This is a genomic window from Aeromonas sp. ASNIH2, from assembly GCF_002934795.1.
Taxonomy (GTDB): domain Bacteria; phylum Pseudomonadota; class Gammaproteobacteria; order Enterobacterales; family Aeromonadaceae; genus Aeromonas; species Aeromonas caviae.
The window spans coordinates 1,024,658-1,042,188 of sequence record NZ_CP026406.1; the positions used below are offsets into that span (position 1 = coordinate 1,024,658).

Genomic DNA, 17,531 nt, shown 5'->3' on the forward strand with positions numbered 1-17,531 from the left:
ATTGTGCAAGCGATCTACGAGATCGTCTTGTTACCTGGTGAGGCACGCAAACGCGCGACCCATCATGCTTCCCCCCGCCATGGAGGGGGGGCGTCCGCTCCCCTTAGAAGGTACGGCCGATGTTGAAGGAGAAGACTTCGGTGTCGTCCCCTTCGTATTTCTTGATTGGTCTTGCCAGCACGAACACCAGCGGGCCCATGGGAGAGAGCCACTGCAGCGACAGGCCGGTCGACATCCGGATGTTGCTCGGATCGGAGTAGTCCATCAGATAGTTGCAACCACTGAAGCAACGGTTCTGATACTGGCTGTAGTCGAAGTGGGTATCCCACACGGAACCGGCATCGATGAAGAAGCTGGTCCGCAGCTGGGGCTGATAGGTCTCGGAGGCAAAGGGCGTCGGCACGATCATTTCCAGCGAGGCCACCGCCAGGGCGTTGCCCCCGACCGAGCTGTCGGTGCCCTGGATGACGTCGTTGCCGCCCAGGTTATAGTAGTAGAGCGCCTTCGGACCCACGGTGTTGCTCTTGAAGCCACGCAGGGTGTCGAAGCCGCCGGCGTAGTAGTTCTCGAAGAACGGCAGGACGTGCTCGTAGTCGCCATTGCTGCCGTAGCCGTCGCCGTAGGAGGCGCGGGCCTTGGCCAGCATGACCCACTTGTGGTCGGCATCAAACGGGAAGTAGTGAGCATCTTCGGCGTTGAGCTTGAAGTACTGCAGATCCATGCCGGGCACCGTCACCTTGGCGTTCACCCGCTGGCGATCACCGGAGGTCGGGAACTGACCCTTGTTGAGGGTGGAGCGGGTCCAGCCGGCGGTGACGTCCACGGTGTTGAACACCATGCGGTTGTCGCCATCCAGATTGCCGTTGTAGACCTTCCAGAACTCGTCCACCTGTACATAGGGGTTGGGCTGGGAGAGCTTGTTGTTCTCGTAGCCCAGGCTGAAGTCGAGACGGTTGTTCTCGTTGACCGGGAAGCCGCTGGAGAGACGGAAACCGACGGTGGTGTTCTCGTAGTCCACGATGTTGGCGTCGGCCGCACTGAACTTGTTGTAGTAGAGACGGCCGCCCAGGCTCACCCCGTCCACGGTGAAGTAGGGGTCGTTATAGCTCAGGTCGACGCTCTTGGAGTAGTCGTTGGTGCTGGCGTTGATGCCGATCTTCTTGCCGGTCCCCATGAAGTTGTCCTGCTGCAGACCCGCCTGCAGGCTCAGACCCGACTCGGTGCCGTAGCCGATACCGGCGTTGATGGACCCCGCCGGCTGCTCCTTGACCTTGAAGTCCAGATCGACCTGGTCATCGCTGCCCGGCACCCGCTTGGTGTCCACTTCCGCGGTCTCGAAGAAGCCGAGGCGGTTGAGACGGGTCTTGGACTGCTCGACGTTGTCGGAGGAGAGCCAGGTGCCCTCCATCTGGCGCATCTCGCGACGCAGCACTTCGTCCTTGGTGGTGACGTTGCCGCTGAAGTTGATGTTGCGCACATAGACCCGGGGACCCGGCTCCACGTTGACGATGAGCTCCACTTCCTTGGTCTGGTCGTTGATCTGGGGGAAGGTGACCACTTTCGGATAGGCGTAGCCGTAACGGCCGAGGAACTTGGAGAGCACCTCTTCGGTATGGGTTACCTGGCTGGCGGAGTAGACGCTGCCCGCCTCGATGGGGATGAGGCCCTTCATCTCGCCGCCGCGGTCGATGAGGTCACCCTTGAGCTGGATACCGGAAACCTTGTACTGCTCCCCTTCCTTGACGTTGAGGGTGACGTAGACCCCCTTCTTGTCCGGGGTCATGGAGACCTGGGTGGACTCCTGGGTGAAGCGGATGTAGCCGCGGTCCATGTAGTAGGAGCGCAGCACTTCGATGTCACCGGCCAGTTTCTGCTTCTGGTAGCGCTGATCGCCGGTGAAGTTCCACCAGGGCACGTCGTCCTTGAGGGAGAGCTGGGCCAGCAGCTTCTCTTCCGGGAAGACGTTGTTGCCGACGATGTTGATCTGCTGGATCTTGGCCGCTTCCCCTTCCACGAAGGTGAACTTGAGGTCGACCCGGTTGCGGGGCAGCGGGGTGACGATGGCCTTGACCTTGGCGGAGTACTTGCCCACGCCGTAGTAGAAATCTTCCAGCCCTTTCTCGAGGGAGCTGAGCACGGTGCGATCCAGGGGATCACCTACGCGGATCCCGGAGGATTCCAGGCTCTGGGTCAGTTGCTCTTCCTTGATATCCTTGTTGCCGGAGAACTCGATGCTGGAGATGGTCGGGCGCTCCTTGACCACCACTTGCAACACCTGACCGTCGCGATAGACCTTGACGTCCTCGAAGTTGCCGGAGGCATAGAGCTTCTTGATGGCGTTCGCCAGGGACACGGAGTCGACGGAATCACCGACCCGCACCGGCAGATTCAACAGGGCGGCACCCAGGGTCACCCGCTGCAGGCCCTCGACCTGAATGTCTTGCACCACAAAAGAGGCCGGGGCAGCCTGAGCCAGGAAGCTGGCCCCCAGCAGGCAACTCAACACCAATGCTTTTTTAACAGCCATTTTGTTCTTATGTGTCCTTGTTGATGCTCTGGCCTCAGAGGCGAGCGAAATCATTAAACAGCGCAATGCCCATCAGTAACATCAGAATGGCGGCGCCTATCCTGAACCCAACTTCCTGAATTTTTTCCGATACCGGCTTGCCGGTGATCGCCTCGATGAGGAAATAGACCAGATGGCCACCATCGAGCACCGGCAGGGGGAACAGGTTGATGATCCCCAGGTTGACGCTGATGAGCGCCAGGAATCCGAGGAAATAGACCAACCCGTAATCGGCGCTGCTGCCGGCCCCCTTGGCGATGGAGATGGGGCCGCTCAGGTTGTCCAAAGAGACGATGCCACCGATCAGCTTGCCTATCATGTCGAAGGTCAGGGTGATCAGGCTCCAGGTCTTCTGGACCCCATGCCACAGGGCTTGCAAAGGCCCATACTGTAACAGAGTTCGATACTCATCCGGTAATGGAACCAGTTGCGGCGACAAGCCCACAAAACCGACCAGCTGGCCCTTCACTTTCTTCCCGTCCGGGGTCAGGGTCAGGGTCATCTCGCTGCCCCCGCGCTCCACCGTCACCTGCAACGGCTGCGCCGGTGACTGCTGGACACGCTCGACAAACTGGGCCCATTCGGTGATGGCCTCTCCATCGACCCCCTTGATGCGATCCCCTACCTGAAGGCCAGCCTTCTCGCTGGCGCTCGATGGCACCACGGCCTCCACCACGGGCAACACCTTGCCACCGAGGGGCACTATCCCGAGGCTCCCGATGGGTGACTCTTTGTCGGGGTCAAACTTCCAGCCTGCCAGCTGCAGGGTCTTGTCCACTGCATAGCTGGTGTTGGCCGCCTTGAGCTTGAGCTGGACCGAGTCATCGCCAAGGTGACTGATGAGGGCGTAGGTGACGCTCTCCCAGTCACCGGTCTCCTCGCCGCCGACGCCGACGATCTCCATGCCTGGCAGGATGCCGGCCTCTGCCACGATGGAGGCGGGACGCACCTCGCCCACCACGGGTTTGACGCTCGGCACCCCTATCATGAACATCAGCCAGAAGGCGAACAGGGCGAACACGAAGTTTGCCATGGGGCCGGCCGCGACGATGGCCATCCGGGCCCAGACGCTCTTGTGGTTGAAGGCCTGCGCCTCCTCCCCCGGCTTGAGTTCGTCGACCCGGCCATCCAGCATCTTGACGTAGCCGCCAAGGGGGATCAGGGCCAGCACGTATTCGGTACCATCCTTGCCAAGGCGACGCCAGATGGCCTTGCCAAAGCCGATGGAGAAGCGCTCCACCTTGACGCCGCAACGACGAGCCACCCAGAAGTGGCCAAATTCATGCACCGCCACCAGCAGCCCGAGGGCCACGATGAAGGCGCCGATATTCCACAGAAGCCCGCCCATCAGCCGCGTACCTCGCGGTCATGTCCAGTCCTGCGCTCGAGAGCATGGAGAGGGGCTGGCTGCCACCACAGTCCGTTCATACGGCAAGCTCCTTTATCAGTTGCTGGGCACGGGCTCGGGCCGTACCGTCCAGGGCGATGAGATCCGCCAGAGAGCCGGCGGCACTGCTGCCCAGCTCGGCCATGACGGATTCGTTGACTCTGGCAATATCCATAAATCCGATCCGCTCTGCAAGAAAAGCCGCGACGGCCTCCTCGTTGGCGGCATTGAGGGAGGTGGTCGCCCCCTGCCCCTGCTGGCACGCCCTCATGGCCAGCGCCAGACAGGGATAGCGCTCATAGTCGGGCCGGATAAAGCTGAACTCTCCGACACTGAAGAAATCCAAAGGTTCCACACCGGACTCGATCCGTTCCGGATAGGCCAGAGCGTGGGCAATGGGAGTACACATGTCCGGGTTGCCGAGCTGGGCCAGCACGGAGCCATCCTTGTACTGCACCATGGAGTGAATGACGGACTGGGGGTGGATCACCACCTGGATCTGCTCGGGGGCCGCATTGAACAGCCAGCGCGCCTCGATGTACTCCAGCCCCTTGTTCATCATGGTGGCGGAGTCCACCGAGATCTTGGCCCCCATGGACCAGTTGGGATGGGCAATGGCTTGCGCCGGGGTGACATGGTGCAGTTCACCCACATCGGCATAGCGGAAAGGTCCGCCGGAGCCGGTCAGCAGGATCTTGCTGATCCCCGCCCCGGCCAGATCGCAGAAACCGGGCTGGCGCTGCACGTCGACCGGCAGGCACTGGAAGATGGCGTTGTGTTCGCTGTCGATGGGCAGCAGCTCGGCGCCGTGCTCGCGCACCGCCTCCATGAAGAAGGCGCCTGACATCACCAGCGCCTCCTTGTTGGCCAGCAGAATGCGCTTGCCGGCGCGCACGGCAGCCATGGTGGGTGCCAGACCCGCCGCACCGACAATGGCCGCCATCACGCTGTGGGCATCAGGGTGAGCAGCCACGTCGCACAGGGCTGCCTGACCGGACAACACCCGGGTGGTGCTGCCGTGTGCCTTGAGCCGACCCGCCAGCTCGCTGGCGGCGCCTTCGTCCACCATGACGGCGAACCGGGGGGAGAATTCGAGACAGTCGCGCAGCATGGCATCCACGCTGCGGGCAGCGGTCAGCGCCAGCACCTGCCAGCGCCCGGGGTTGTGGCGCAGTACCTTGAGGGTGCTCTGACCGATGGAGCCTGACGCTCCCAGGATCACCAGGTTTTGCATCAAGACTCCTGATTGGGTAACAGACTGATGGAGCGGGACGCTCCCGGGATCATCAGTGCGCGAAACATCAAAACTCCGGACCGAGCAACAGGTAGCTGAGCAGGAAGACGGGCAGCGCCGCCGTCAGGCTGTCGATGCGATCGAGAATGCCGCCATGGCCCGGCAACAGGGTGCCGGAATCCTTGATGCCGGCTTCCCGCTTGAACATGCTCTCGGCCAGATCGCCGAGCACGGAGGCCAGCACCGCCAGCAGGGAACAGAGCAGCACGGTGCCCATCTTGGCAGGCACGAAGCCCATGAACCAGGTCACGCCGATGGCCAGCAGGCTGGCGGTAAACAGCCCACCCAGCATGCCTTCGATGGTTTTACCCGGGCTCACGGCCGGTGCCAGCTTGTGTTTGCCGAACGCCTTGCCGAAAAAATACGCGCCAGAATCTGCCGCCCAGACCAGTCCCATCACGAACAGCAGGATCCAGGCCCCCATCATGGGGTCGTGGTAGAAGTTGTAACCGCGAATGGCCACCAGGGACCAGAAGAAGGGAACCAGGGTCACCAGACCGAACAGGGATTTGAGCCAGATGGATTCACGCCACAGCCTGGCGCTTTGCGGGTAGCGCAGCACCAGCAGCAGCCCCAGCAGCCACCAGCTGACAGCGGTCCAGAGCACGCCCATCACCAGCGGATGCAGTTGGGGGATCCAGAGTTGCTCCACGGGCACCCAGAACAGGCTGGCCCCCAGCAGCAGACAGAACACCAGCGGCAACCACTGTTGCGGCTGGGCAGTGACGAAGGCACTCCACTCACGGCTGGCCAGCAGAAAGACCAGGGCGGCGAGCAGGGCAAAGAATTTCAACGGCAGAAAAAACAGCGCCCCCAACACCAGGGGTACTAACAGTAATGCGGTAATAATTCGTTGTTTTAGCAAAAGAAACCTCTCTCTTGGGAGCGGGGTTTAGCCGGTCTGTTGCGCGGCGATCAATTCCCGGATCTGTTCACCCGTACACCCGAAGCGACGCTCGCGAGCAACGAAGGAGGCAACTGCCCCACTGAACTCGGCCTCGTCAAAATCGGGCCACAGGACCGGGGTAAAATAGAGTTCGGCATAGGCGAGCTGCCACAGGACAAAGTTGCTGATGCGATGATCCCCGCCGGTGCGGATCAACAGATCCACGGGGGGCAGATCAGCCATGCAGACATGACGACCCAATGCCGCCTCGTCGACCGCCTCGGCATCCAGTTCACCCGCCGCCACGGCGCGTGCCAGGGTCCGGGCCGCCTGGGCGATGTCCCACTGACCGCCATAGTTGGCGGCGATATTGAGGGTCAATCCCTGATTGTTGGCGGTCAGGGCCTCGGCCTTGGCGATCTTGGCCTGCAGCCGCTCGCTGAAGCGGGCAGTGTCGCCAATCACTCGAAGGCGAATGCCGTTGCTGTGCAACTTGCTCACCTCGCGACCCAGCACCGTCATGAACAACTCCATCAGGGCGTTTACTTCCCCTTCCGGACGGCGCCAGTTCTCGCTGGAAAACGCAAACAGGGTCAGCGCCTCCATCTTGGCACGAGCGGCAAAGGCCACGGCCTCACGCACGGATTTCACGCCCGCCTTGTGCCCGGAAACCCGCATCTTGCCGCGGTTCTGGGCCCAGCGACCATTGCCATCCATGATGATGGCGACATGACGGGGCAAGGACGAGCTGGCGCTATCGCCTAGCGCTGCCAAAAGCGACATTCATTTCTCCCACAAAGACAAAAGCGCCGTGCAGGGGCACTACACGGCGCTCGTAATATACCTGTCGGAGGCTTAGATTTCCATTAGCTCCTTTTCCTTCACAACCAGGGCGTCATCCACCAGCTTGATGAAGGTATCGGTCAGCTTCTGGATCTCTTCTTGGGCGCGACGGTCGTCGTCTTCGGAGATCTCTTTCTCTTTCAGCAGGGCTTTCAGATCGGCGTTGGCATCGCGACGGATGTTGCGAATGGCAACCCGGGCACCTTCGGCTTCGGCACGGACGATCTTGGTCAGATCACGGCGACGCTCTTCGGTCAGCGGCGGCAGCGGCACGCGCAGAGTCTGGCCGTTGCTGGACGGGTTCAGGCCCAGATCGGAGGTCAGGATGGCTTTTTCCACCGCCTGGATCATGGAGCGATCGAAGATGGAGATGGAGAGAGTACGGGCATCTTCTGCCACCACGTTGGCCAACTGCTTCAGAGGAGTGGCAGCACCGTAATACTCCACCTGGATGCCGTCGAGCAGGCTCGGGTGAGCACGGCCGGTACGGATCTTGGACATCTGGGTCTTCAGCGACTCTACGCTTTTGCCCATGCGGTCCTTGGCGTCGTTTTTAATCTCGTTGATCACAGTGGTTTTCCTTTTGGCGAACGAGCCGACAGGCGGCTCGTATCTATCTTGTTGACTGGCGTAATGGACAAGCGAGCCTGGGGCTCACACTTGCCTTACTTGCTGGCCTGGTGGATCAGGGTACCTTCCGGCTCACCCATGATCACGCGGCGCAGCGCGCCCGGTTTGTTCATGTTGAACACCCGGATCGGCAGATCGTGGTCGCGGGCCAGGGTAAAAGCAGCAAGATCCATCACTTTGAGTTCTTTTTCAAGAACTTCATCATAACTCAGTTCCTGATAGAGCACGGCATCCGGGTTCTTGACCGGGTCATCGGTGAACACGCCATCGACCTTGGTGGCTTTCAGCACGACGTCGGCTTCGATCTCGATACCGCGCAGGCAGGCTGCCGAGTCGGTGGTAAAGAAGGGGTTGCCGGTACCAGCAGAGAAGATCACCACCTTGCCGGCGCGCAGCTGGCTGATGGCTTCGGCCCAGCTGTAGGAGTCGCAGACCCCTTGCAGGGAGATGGCCGACATCAGGCGGGCATTCACATAAGCACGATGCAGGGCATCACGCATGGCCAGGCCGTTCATGACGGTCGCCAGCATGCCCATGTGGTCACCCACCACGCGATTCATGCCTGCCTTGGCAAGGCCGGCACCACGGAACAGGTTGCCGCCACCGATGACCAGACCGACCTGAACACCCAGCTCAACCAGCTCTTTGATCTCTTGGGCCATCCGTTCCAGCACCGCCGGATCAATGCCGAAACCCTCGGATCCTTGCAGGGCTTCACCACTCAACTTCAGAAGAACACGTCTGTATGCAGGCTTGGGATTGGTACTCATGTCACTGATTCCTGGTCATATAAAGACCGCGACATAAGTCGCGGTCTGGGGAAACGGAAAAACCGGTTCGATTAGGCCTTCTGAGCGGCCGCGATCTGGGCTGCTACTTCAGCAGCGAAGTCGGTCTCTTGCTTCTCGATGCCTTCGCCCACTTCGAAACGGGTGAAGGAAACAACGTCAGCGCCTTCTTTCTTCAGCAGCTCGGCAACGGTCATGGAAGGATCTTTCACGAACGGTTGACCAGTCAGGGAAACCTCACCGGTGAACTTCTTCATGCGGCCTTCAACCATCTTCTCGGCGATCTCTTTCGGCTTGCCGGAGTTGATGGCGATGTCGATCTGGATTTCGCGCTCTTTGGCAACGACTTCGGCAGACACGTCTTCCGGTTTGACGAATTGCGGGCTGTTGGCAGCAACGTGCATGGCCAGATCTTTGGCCAGCTCGTCGGTACCGCCAACCAGCTTGGTGATAACACCGATGCGGGAGCCGTGAACGTAGGTGCCCAGGTTGTCACCTTCAACCAGCATCACGCGACGCAGGTTCATGTTCTCACCGATCTTGGCGATCAGGTTGGTGATGGTCAGCTCGACGGACTCGCCGTTGCCGAAGTCGGCGGCTTTCAGCGCGTCAACGTCAGCGATTTTCTGGGTAGCAGCGATCTCGACGATCTTCTGACCCATGGCCAGGAAACCGGCATCCTTGGAAACGAAGTCAGTCTCGCAGTTCAGCTCGATCATGACGGCAACGTTGCCTTCGGTACGGGCGAAGATCACACCTTCAGCGGCGATACGGCCAGCTTTCTTGGCGGCCTTGGCCTGACCGGATTTACGCATGTTCTCGATAGCCAGCTCGATATCACCGTTGGCTTCTTCCAGCGCTTTTTTGCAATCCATCATGCCAGCGGCGGTGCGCTCGCGCAGTTCTTTTACCAGGGCGGCAGAAATGTTTGCCATGTCCAGTATCCTCGGTCTTGAATTGACAAGAAACAGGGGCCACAAGGGCCCCTGCTAACCAATTACATCAGCTTGGTTAATAAGGGCTTTTCAGTCCTTATCAATTACTCAGCTTCAACGAAGCCATCTTGTTCGGCTTGAACAACGATGTCCTGCTCACGGGCTTCCAGAACGGTGTCAGCAGCAGCGTTCAGATACAGCTGTACGGCACGGATAGCGTCGTCGTTACCCGGGATGACATAGTCAACGCCGTCCGGGTTGGAGTTGGTATCAACGATGGAAACTACCGGGATACCCAGGTTGTTGGCTTCTTTGATAGCGATGTGCTCGTGGTCGGCATCGACAACGAACAGAACGTCAGGCAGGCCGCCCATGTTCTTGATACCACCCAGGCTCTTCTCCAGCTTTTCCATTTCGCGAGTACGCATCAGCGCCTCTTTCTTGGTCAGCTTGTCGAAGGTACCGTCTTCGCTCTGGGTTTCCAGATCTTTCAGGCGCTTGATGGACTGACGAACGGTTTTCCAGTTAGTCAGCATGCCGCCCAGCCAGCGGTGGTTAACATAGAACTGGTCGCAACGCTCAGCGGCTTCTTTGACGGCTTCAGACGCGGCACGCTTGGTACCTACGAACAGCACCTTGCCTTTCTTGGCAGCTACGGAGCTGATGAAGTTCATGGCATCGTCAAACATCGGAACGGTTTTTTCCAGGTTGATGATGTGAACTTTGCTGCGGGCGCCGAAGATGTAGGACTTCATTTTCGGGTTCCAGTAACGAGTCTGGTGACCGAAGTGAACGCCGGCTTGCAGCATGTCGCGCATAGAAACTTTAGCCATTTTATACCTCTGTATTGGGGTTAGGCCTCCACACATCCCATATAACCGACCCGTTAAGGCACCCCGGCATATGTGTCGATGTGTGTGTGTTGTTGAGTAAGGGTGATGGCATGAGGACACGAGTTCCCCATTCCGGCGCGCTTTATACCATAACTTTGGTCATGACACCACCAGCCCGGGTGCTAAAAATGGATCCCGGACCATGGTGCGACCGCCTGATGACGTTGCGATGACGATCACACTGGAAGTAAACGGGGGTTGGGGATAAAATTTCGCCCTGATTGCAAACGCATCTATTTTTCATTACCTGGTTGTTGGGCATCGGCAGGATGCGCAATCAGGCCCCAAGAGAGATCCCATGTCCATTAAAATCAAGACACCGGAAGAGATTGAAAAAATGCGTGTCGCCGGCCAGCTGGCCGCCGACGTGCTGGTCATGATCGCCCCCCACGTCAAGGCGGGCGTCACCACAGACGAACTGAATACCCTCTGCCACGACTACATCGTCGACGTGCAGCAGGCCATCCCCGCGCCGCTCAATTACCACGGCTTCCCCAAGTCCATCTGTACTTCGGTGAACGATGTCATCTGCCATGGCATCCCGAACCACAAGAAGCTGCGGGAAGGGGACATCATCAATCTGGACATCACCGTCATCAAGGATGGCTATCACGGCGATACCTCCGCCATGTTCATCGTGGGCCAGACCACCCCCCTGCGCCGCCAGCTCTGCAAGGTGGCCCAGGATAGCCTCTATGCCGCCATCAAGCGGGTGCGCCCGGGCATGTGCATCACCGAGATCGGCGCCGTCATCCAGCCCATCGTCGAGCAGGCCGGCTTCTCCGTGGTACGCGACTACTGCGGCCATGGCATCGGTGCCGAGTTCCACGAAGAGCCGCAGATCCTCCACTACCGCAACGGCGGCAAGCTGGAGCTGAAAGCGGGCATGTGCTTCACCATCGAGCCCATGGTCAACAGCAAGAAGTACCACTGCAAGGTCAATCCGAAGGATGGCTGGACCGTGACCACCAAGGACGGCGGCGACTCCGCCCAATGGGAGCACACCCTGCTGGTGACCGAGGATGGCTGCGAGGTCCTGACCCTGCGCCCCGACGACACTATCGAGCGTTTTATCCACCACGTTTGACATTCAACCCCGGCCGCGCGCCGGGGTTGCTCTTTACCCGGCCCGACCGAGAGTGTGACATGCCATGGATGCCAGCCTGCTTTCTCCCCATCTGCTCCCAGACGATCAGCTCACCCGTGACAACTGCAAGGAGTATCTGAGCCGCTTTCTCGCCTGGCTGCATGAGCGCTTCGACGCCGGTGACAACATCATCGAACTGGTGGCCACCCGCTCCGAATACATGGACGCGCTGCTGACCAGGCTCTGGCACAAGTTCGGCTTCGACAGGACCGAGCTCACCCTGATCGCGGTAGGCGGCTATGGCCGCGGCGAACTCCATCCCCACTCCGATATCGACCTGCTGATCCTCTACGAAGGAGATGAACTGGACGAGGTGCTGGGGCTTCGCATCGGCGAGTTCATCACCCTCTTGTGGGATCTCAAGCTGGAAGTGGGGCAGTCGGTGCGCAACGTGGCCGAGTGCATCGAGCAGGGTCGCAACGACATCACGGTTGCCACCAACCTCATCGAGGCCCGTTACATCACGGGTCGCTTGGCGGGATTCGAGCAGTTGCAGGCTGCCACCCAGCCCCAGCACTTCTGGCCGAGCGAAGCCTTCTTTCGTGCCAAACGCGAAGAGCAGGCTCTGCGCCACCAGCAGTTTCTCGGCACCGCCTACAAGCTGGAGCCGGATCTCAAGAACAATCCCGGGGGCCTTCGCGACATCCAGACCCTGGCCTGGGTCGCCCGCCGCCACTTCGGCGCCACCACCCTGTTCGAGATGACCAGCCACGGTTTTCTCAACCGGGCCGAGTACCGGGAGCTGCTCGACTGTCAGAATTTCCTGTGGAAGGTGCGCTTCGCCCTGCACATGGCCATCAACAAGGGGGACAACCGCCTCTTGTTCGACCGCCAGCGCACCGTGGCCCAGATGCTGGGGTTCGAGGGGGAAGGAAACGGCCCGGTCGAGCAGATGATGAAGCGCTTCTACCAGACGGTGCGACGGGTGGCCGAGCTCAACGAGATGCTGCTGCAACTCTTTGACGAGGCCATTCTTGGCAACACCGCCATGGACGTGCGCCGCATCAGCGACGAATTCCAGCTGCGCGGCCGCCTCATCGATGCGGTGGACTCCGAGCTGTTCGGCCGGGATCCTGCCGCCATCCTGCGACTCTTCTACCAGATAGCCCAGCACCCGGAGATTGCCGGCATCCACTCCGCCACCTTGCGCCAGTTGCGCGAGGCCAGACGCACCCTCAACTGCTGGCTGCAAGATCTACCCGAGTGCCGCCGTCTCTTCATGGCGCTCCTGCGCCACCCCAACGGCATCGGCCAGCCGCTCACCCTGATGCACAAGTACGGGATCCTCGCGGCCTACCTGCCCCAGTGGAACCTCATCGTCGGCCAGATGCAGTTCGACATGTTCCACGCCTACACGGTGGACGAGCACACCCATCGGCTGCTGCAGAACATCCATCGCTTCCCGAATCCAGCCAGCCGCCAGACTCACCCGCTCTGCCACGAGGTGTTCACCCAGTTGCGCAAGCCCGAGCTGCTCAGCATCGCCGCCCTCTTCCACGACATCGCCAAGGGCAGGCGTGGCGATCATTCCGAACTCGGGGCCGTGGATGCGCTGGAGTTCTGCCAGTTGCACGGGCTGGATCGCTACGAGAGCCGACTGGTCGCCTGGCTGGTGCGCCACCATCTGCTGATGTCGGTCACCGCCCAGCGCCGCGACATCTACGACCCGGACGTGGTCACCGACTTCGCCCAGAAGGTGCGGGATGAATTGCACCTCGACCTGCTCTATTGCCTGACCGTGGCCGACATCTGTGCCACCAACGACAGTCTGTGGAACGACTGGAAGGGCACCCTGCTGCGCGAACTCTACTTCGCCACCCAAAAGGCCCTGCGCCAGGGGTTGGAAAACCCGCCGGACATGCGTCTCAAGATCCGTGAAAACCAGCGCCAGGCCAGGCAGATCCTGACCCAGCGCGAGGTGCCACAGGAGGCGGTCACCGCCCTCTGGAACGACTTCAAGGCCGATTACTTCCTGCGCCACAGCCCGGAGCAGATCGCCTGGCACTGCCGCAAGATCATCGCCCACGGTGACAACCCGGCCCCCCTGGTGCTCATCGGCAAGCATCCCATACGGGGCGGTAGCGAGGTGTTCATCTATTGCCGCGATACCCCCAACCTCTTTGCCACCGTGGCTTCGGCACTGGATCAGAAGAACCTCAGCATCCACGACGCCCAGATCATGAATTCGCGCAACGACTACGTGCTCGACACCTTCATCGTGCTGGAACCGAACGGCGAGCCCATCAGCCCCAACCGTACCGCCACCATCAAGAAGGCGCTGGAGAAAGCCCTTCAGGAGCCGGGCAAGCTGGTGCTGCGCAGCAAGCCCCTGTCCAGACGCCACCGCCAGTTCAGCGTGCCGACCAGGGTGGTCTTCCTGCCCCACAAGGGGGAAAACCGCCACACCCTGCTGGAGCTGACGGCCCTGGACACTCCGGGCCTATTGGCCCGTATCGGTGCCGTGTTCCAGCAGTGCGGCCTCTCCCTCCATGCCGCCAAGATCACCACCATCGGTGAGCGGGTGGAGGACTTCTTCAGCCTCACCACCCTGGCCGGAGAGCCGCTGAACCCGGAGGAGCAGCAAGCCCTCGAGGAGAGGCTGGTCAATCAGCTCAACCCCCAGGAACCGCTTGGCGAGAGCGCCTGACACGCTCGGATGAAGCCTCGAAAGAGGCTTTTTGACGTATTGATTCCTCAATCAGAACAAATGGTTGGACCACTCAAGTACAATAAATCGCCCTAATTCTGAAGAAATCGGCGAGAGCCCTTAAAAACGATTGGAAAAGTGTGATACAACAAACAGAATTTTATAAAGGAAACCTGTCATGACCCAGTTGCAACAGACCATCGAAGCGGCCTTCGAGCGCCGTGACTCCATCACCCCCGGCTCCGTCGATGCCACCACCAAGGCCGCCATTCTGGAAGCCATCGACCTGCTGGACTCCGGCAAAGCCCGGGTTGCCGAGAAGATTGCCGGCGAGTGGGTCGTCCACCAGTGGCTGAAGAAGGCCGTGCTGCTCTCCTTCCGCATCAACGACAACGGCATCATCAAGGGCGACGATGCCCAGTACTACGACAAGGTTCCCCTGAAGTTCTCCAACTACACCGAAGAGCAGTTCAAGGCTGCCGGTGTACGCGTCGTGCCGCCCGCGACCGCGCGCAAAGGCTCCTTCATCGCCCCGAACACCGTGCTGATGCCCTCCTACGTCAACATCGGCGCCTTCGTCGATGAAGGCACCATGGTCGACACCTGGGCCACCGTGGGCTCCTGCGCCCAGATCGGCAAGAATGTGCACCTCTCCGGCGGCGTCGGCATCGGCGGCGTACTGGAGCCACTGCAGGCCAACCCGACCATCATCGAAGACAACTGCTTCATCGGTGCCCGTTCCGAGGTGGTTGAAGGGGTGATCGTCGAGGAGGGCTCCGTCATCTCCATGGGGGTCTTCATCGGCCAGTCCACCCGCATCTATGACCGCGAAACCGGTGAAATCCACTACGGCCGCGTCCCGGCCGGCTCCGTGGTCGTTTCCGGCTCCCTGCCCTCCAAGTGCGGCAAGTACAGCCTCTACGCCGCCGTCATCGTCAAGAAGGTGGATGCCAAGACCCGCGCCAAGGTCGGCATCAACGCCCTGCTGCGCTCCATCGACGAGTAATCCACGCCGATGTCATCAAGGGCACCTCTGGTGCCCTTTTTCATGCCCGCTCTCATGGGTGGACGCCAACTCCCCTGCCCCACCAGCACTGCACACCCCCATGAGACGATACCGCTTATGGCAGTGCTGGCAAGGCGTTCACCCCTCCCCTTGGCTCATTGATTAAAGAAGACCTTTTTGACACCAATTTGAATTTGGCGCGCCTGTCACAGGCAAGGCGTCCGGACTCGGGTAAGATAGAGGGGTCAGGATCGTTTCAAACCAAGGAAGCCCGATGTACGAGAATCTCAAGAGCCTGGGGATCCAGGAACCCACCTCGGTGGACAGCTACACCCTGCGCCAGGAAGCCAACCACGACATCCTCAAGATCTATTTCAAGAAGCAGAAGGGTGAATTCTTCGCCAAGAGCGTCAAATTCAAATACCCCCGCCAGCGCAAGACCATGCTGGTCGACTCGGGGACCCATGAGTACAAAGATGTCACCGAGATCAACGCCAACCTCAAATACGTGGTGGATGAGCTGGACAATCTGACCCAGGGCGGCCAGCCTTCCGCCGATCCGGACATCAAGCAGAAAATACTGCGCGACTTGCGTCATCTGGAAAAAGTGGTGCAGAACAAGATCAGCGAGATAGAACGGGATCTCGAAAAGCTTTAAGCCGGTCTGATGCAGCAAAGGCGCCCAGGGGCGCCTTTTTCATTGGGTCACACCATGCTGGCGCCGCCAGGAAAGCCCCCGCACATGTCCCGCCACCAAACGCAACCCAGCAAAAAGGGAGGCTTGCGCCTCCCTTTTCGGAACTCGGATATCGGAGCGACAATCAGTTGCTCTTCATCCAGATGTCCATTTCAGTTTTCAGGTTGTCGGACTTGGTGCCGAAGATGGCTTGTACACCGGAACCCGCCAACACCACACCGGCGGCACCCAGCTTCTTCAGACCAGCCTGGTCAACCTTGGCCACATCCTTCACACCGACACGCAGACGGGTGATGCAGGCGTCCAGAGAGGCGATGTTCTCTTTGCCACCGAAGGCGGAGACCAGTGCAGCAGACATCTCGTCCTTGCTTTGACCGGCAGAGGACTCTTGGGCAGCTTCGTCTTCACGACCCGGGGTTTTCAGGTTCATGGCACGGATAACCACGGTGAAGACCACGTAGTAGATGACCGCGTAGACCAGACCCAGACCCACCAGCAGCAGCATGTTGTCGGCACGCGGAGATTGCACCACGAAGTCGATGAAGCCGTTGGAGAAGGTGTGACCGTGAACGACACCCAGCATGTTGGTCAGGACATAGGCCAGACCTGCCAGCAGAGCGTGGATGGCGTACAGTACCGGGGCCACGAACAGGAAGGAGAATTCGATAGGCTCGGTGATACCGGTCAGGAAGGAGGTCAGGGCAGCAGAAGCCATGATACCTACGATCTTGGCGCGGTTTTCCGGCTTGGCGGAGTGCGCAATGGCAAACGCGGCAGCAGGCAGACCAAACATCTTGAACAGGTAGCCACCCGCCAGTTGACCGAAGCCGTTACCGGCAGCACGGGAAGCGTCATCAGCAGTCAGGAAGCAGGTCATGATGCCGTGTACGGTTTCACCGGCGGCGTTGACGCAGGTACCAGCCTGATAGAAGAACGGCACGTTCCAGATGTGGTGCAGACCGAACGGGATCAGGGAGCGCTCAACCACGCCGTAGATGCCGAAGGCCAGGACCGGGTTCTGGTTGGCAGCCCAGTCGGAGAAGGCACCGATGGCACCACCAATAGGCGGCCAGATGAAGGAGAGCACGACACCCAGACCGATGGAAACAAAACCGGTGATGATGGGCACGGCGCGCTTGCCAGCGAAGAAGCCGAGGTACTCTGGCAGCTGGATCTTGTAGAAGCGATTGAACGCCCAGGCAGCCACGCCACCGGCGAGGATACCACCCAGCACACCGGTATCGATCTTCTCGACACCCATCACAGGCGCCATCACAGTCAGGGTGGCAGTCATGATGCCGTAGCCGACGATGGCGGACAGGCCGGAAACACCGTCGTTATTGGTGAAGCCAAGGGCGACGCCCACGGCGAACAGCAGGGCCATCTGACCAAATACGGAACCACCGGCCTGCTCCATCAGTTGGGAGACGATTTCCGGCAACCAGCTGAAGTGGGCAGCACCCACCCCCAGCAGAATACCTGCAACGGGCAAGACCGATACGGGCAGCATCAGCGCCTTACCGACCTTTTGCAGATTAGAGAAAGCATTTTTTAACATGTGTGCGCTCCTGAATGGAATGTCTTACCGTAGACGCTTCAGTCCAATTTATAGACGATCATCAACATCATCTCTCATCGGCATGAATTCGACGCGGGTTTGTTTATTTTGACCAGCTGAATATAACCCAGCAGATCGCAAATATCTTCCATCAGGGGTAAGCGAATAAAAAATTTGGAGGGGAGATCACAAGATAATTTCGGCGGGAATTTTCGGCTAATTACGGATATATTTCGGCATCTTCATGCTAAACC

The 17,531-nt window shown here is 59.9% G+C and carries 14 protein-coding genes; 4 read left to right on the top strand and 10 right to left on the bottom strand.

Features of this window, described 5'->3' with window-relative positions; all coding sequences use genetic code 11:
- Window positions 1–103: 103 nt before the first annotated feature.
- From bamA to rpsB, 9 genes are all read right to left on the bottom strand, one after another.
- On the bottom strand, window positions 104–2,527 hold the full coding sequence (gene bamA, locus C3F36_RS04670; RefSeq protein WP_041211294.1) for an outer membrane protein assembly factor BamA: 2,424 nt from the start codon (window positions 2,525–2,527) through the stop codon (window positions 104–106).
- A 34-nt stretch (window positions 2,528–2,561) separates the two neighbouring features.
- On the bottom strand, window positions 2,562–3,914 hold the full coding sequence (gene rseP / locus C3F36_RS04675) for a sigma E protease regulator RseP (RefSeq protein ID WP_104454580.1): 1,353 nt from the start codon (window positions 3,912–3,914) through the stop codon (window positions 2,562–2,564).
- Window positions 3,915–3,990: 76 nt separating this feature from the next.
- Window positions 3,991–5,187, bottom strand: coding sequence for a 1-deoxy-D-xylulose-5-phosphate reductoisomerase (gene ispC, locus C3F36_RS04680; protein WP_104454581.1), 1,197 nt, complete (start codon window positions 5,185–5,187; stop codon window positions 3,991–3,993).
- A 67-nt stretch (window positions 5,188–5,254) separates the two neighbouring features.
- Window positions 5,255–6,112, bottom strand: coding sequence for a phosphatidate cytidylyltransferase (locus C3F36_RS04685; protein ID WP_039039428.1), 858 nt, complete (start codon window positions 6,110–6,112; stop codon window positions 5,255–5,257).
- A 27-nt stretch (window positions 6,113–6,139) separates the two neighbouring features.
- Window positions 6,140–6,916, bottom strand: a complete 777-nt coding sequence (gene uppS / locus C3F36_RS04690; protein ID WP_039039427.1) for a polyprenyl diphosphate synthase — start codon at window positions 6,914–6,916, stop codon at window positions 6,140–6,142.
- 72 nt (window positions 6,917–6,988) lie between these two features.
- Window positions 6,989–7,546 carry a ribosome recycling factor gene (frr, locus tag C3F36_RS04695; RefSeq protein WP_010673406.1) on the bottom strand — a complete coding sequence of 186 codons (558 nt, stop codon included), beginning with the start codon at window positions 7,544–7,546 and terminating at the stop codon, window positions 6,989–6,991.
- A 95-nt stretch (window positions 7,547–7,641) separates the two neighbouring features.
- On the bottom strand, window positions 7,642–8,376 hold the full coding sequence (gene pyrH / locus C3F36_RS04700) for a UMP kinase (RefSeq protein ID WP_010673405.1): 735 nt from the start codon (window positions 8,374–8,376) through the stop codon (window positions 7,642–7,644).
- 71 nt (window positions 8,377–8,447) lie between these two features.
- Window positions 8,448–9,329 carry a translation elongation factor Ts gene (tsf, locus tag C3F36_RS04705; protein WP_010673404.1) on the bottom strand — a complete coding sequence of 294 codons (882 nt, stop codon included), beginning with the start codon at window positions 9,327–9,329 and terminating at the stop codon, window positions 8,448–8,450.
- A gap of 104 nt (window positions 9,330–9,433) precedes the next feature.
- Window positions 9,434–10,162, bottom strand: coding sequence for a 30S ribosomal protein S2 (gene rpsB / locus C3F36_RS04710; RefSeq protein ID WP_010673403.1), 729 nt, complete (start codon window positions 10,160–10,162; stop codon window positions 9,434–9,436).
- 358 nt (window positions 10,163–10,520) lie between these two features.
- On the opposite strand from rpsB, the gene map reads away from it, so the two are divergent.
- The 4 genes from map (at window position 10,521) to C3F36_RS04730 (ending at window position 15,680) form a co-directional block, all read left to right on the top strand.
- A complete protein-coding gene (map, locus tag C3F36_RS04715) occupies window positions 10,521–11,309 on the top strand; it encodes a type I methionyl aminopeptidase (RefSeq protein WP_043152303.1) in 789 nt (262 codons plus the stop codon).
- A gap of 64 nt (window positions 11,310–11,373) precedes the next feature.
- Window positions 11,374–14,016, top strand: a complete 2,643-nt coding sequence (glnD, locus tag C3F36_RS04720) for a bifunctional uridylyltransferase/uridylyl-removing protein GlnD (protein WP_010673401.1) — start codon at window positions 11,374–11,376, stop codon at window positions 14,014–14,016.
- A gap of 178 nt (window positions 14,017–14,194) precedes the next feature.
- Complete coding sequence (dapD, locus tag C3F36_RS04725; RefSeq protein ID WP_104454582.1) at window positions 14,195–15,022, top strand: 2,3,4,5-tetrahydropyridine-2,6-dicarboxylate N-succinyltransferase; 828 nt, start codon at window positions 14,195–14,197, stop codon at window positions 15,020–15,022.
- A 274-nt stretch (window positions 15,023–15,296) separates the two neighbouring features.
- On the top strand, window positions 15,297–15,680 hold the full coding sequence (locus tag C3F36_RS04730) for a DUF3461 family protein (RefSeq protein WP_039039426.1): 384 nt from the start codon (window positions 15,297–15,299) through the stop codon (window positions 15,678–15,680).
- Window positions 15,681–15,843: 163 nt separating this feature from the next.
- On the opposite strand, the gene ptsG is transcribed toward C3F36_RS04730, so the two are convergent.
- On the bottom strand, window positions 15,844–17,277 hold the full coding sequence (ptsG, locus tag C3F36_RS04735) for a PTS glucose transporter subunit IIBC (RefSeq protein ID WP_104454583.1): 1,434 nt from the start codon (window positions 17,275–17,277) through the stop codon (window positions 15,844–15,846).
- Window positions 17,278–17,531 lie beyond the last annotated feature (254 nt).

Excerpts from the sequence above, each read along its gene's own strand:
- map (WP_043152303.1), top strand. The coding sequence starts at position 10,521 with ATGTCCATTAAAATCAAGACACCGGAAGAGATTGAAAAAATGCGTGTC.
- dapD (WP_104454582.1), top strand. The coding sequence starts at position 14,195 with ATGACCCAGTTGCAACAGACCATCGAAGCGGCCTTCGAGCGCCGTGAC.
- rpsB (WP_010673403.1), bottom strand. The coding sequence starts at position 10,162 with ATGGCTAAAGTTTCTATGCGCGACATGCTGCAAGCCGGCGTTCACTTC.
- uppS (WP_039039427.1), bottom strand. The coding sequence starts at position 6,916 with ATGTCGCTTTTGGCAGCGCTAGGCGATAGCGCCAGCTCGTCCTTGCCC.
- tsf (WP_010673404.1), bottom strand. The coding sequence starts at position 9,329 with ATGGCAAACATTTCTGCCGCCCTGGTAAAAGAACTGCGCGAGCGCACC.
- rseP (WP_104454580.1), bottom strand. The coding sequence starts at position 3,914 with ATGGGCGGGCTTCTGTGGAATATCGGCGCCTTCATCGTGGCCCTCGGG.
- ispC (WP_104454581.1), bottom strand. The coding sequence starts at position 5,187 with ATGCAAAACCTGGTGATCCTGGGAGCGTCAGGCTCCATCGGTCAGAGC.
- glnD (WP_010673401.1), top strand. The coding sequence starts at position 11,374 with ATGGATGCCAGCCTGCTTTCTCCCCATCTGCTCCCAGACGATCAGCTC.
- ptsG (WP_104454583.1), bottom strand. The coding sequence starts at position 17,277 with ATGTTAAAAAATGCTTTCTCTAATCTGCAAAAGGTCGGTAAGGCGCTG.
- bamA (WP_041211294.1), bottom strand. The coding sequence starts at position 2,527 with ATGGCTGTTAAAAAAGCATTGGTGTTGAGTTGCCTGCTGGGGGCCAGC.
- C3F36_RS04730 (WP_039039426.1), top strand. The coding sequence starts at position 15,297 with ATGTACGAGAATCTCAAGAGCCTGGGGATCCAGGAACCCACCTCGGTG.
- pyrH (WP_010673405.1), bottom strand. The coding sequence starts at position 8,376 with ATGAGTACCAATCCCAAGCCTGCATACAGACGTGTTCTTCTGAAGTTG.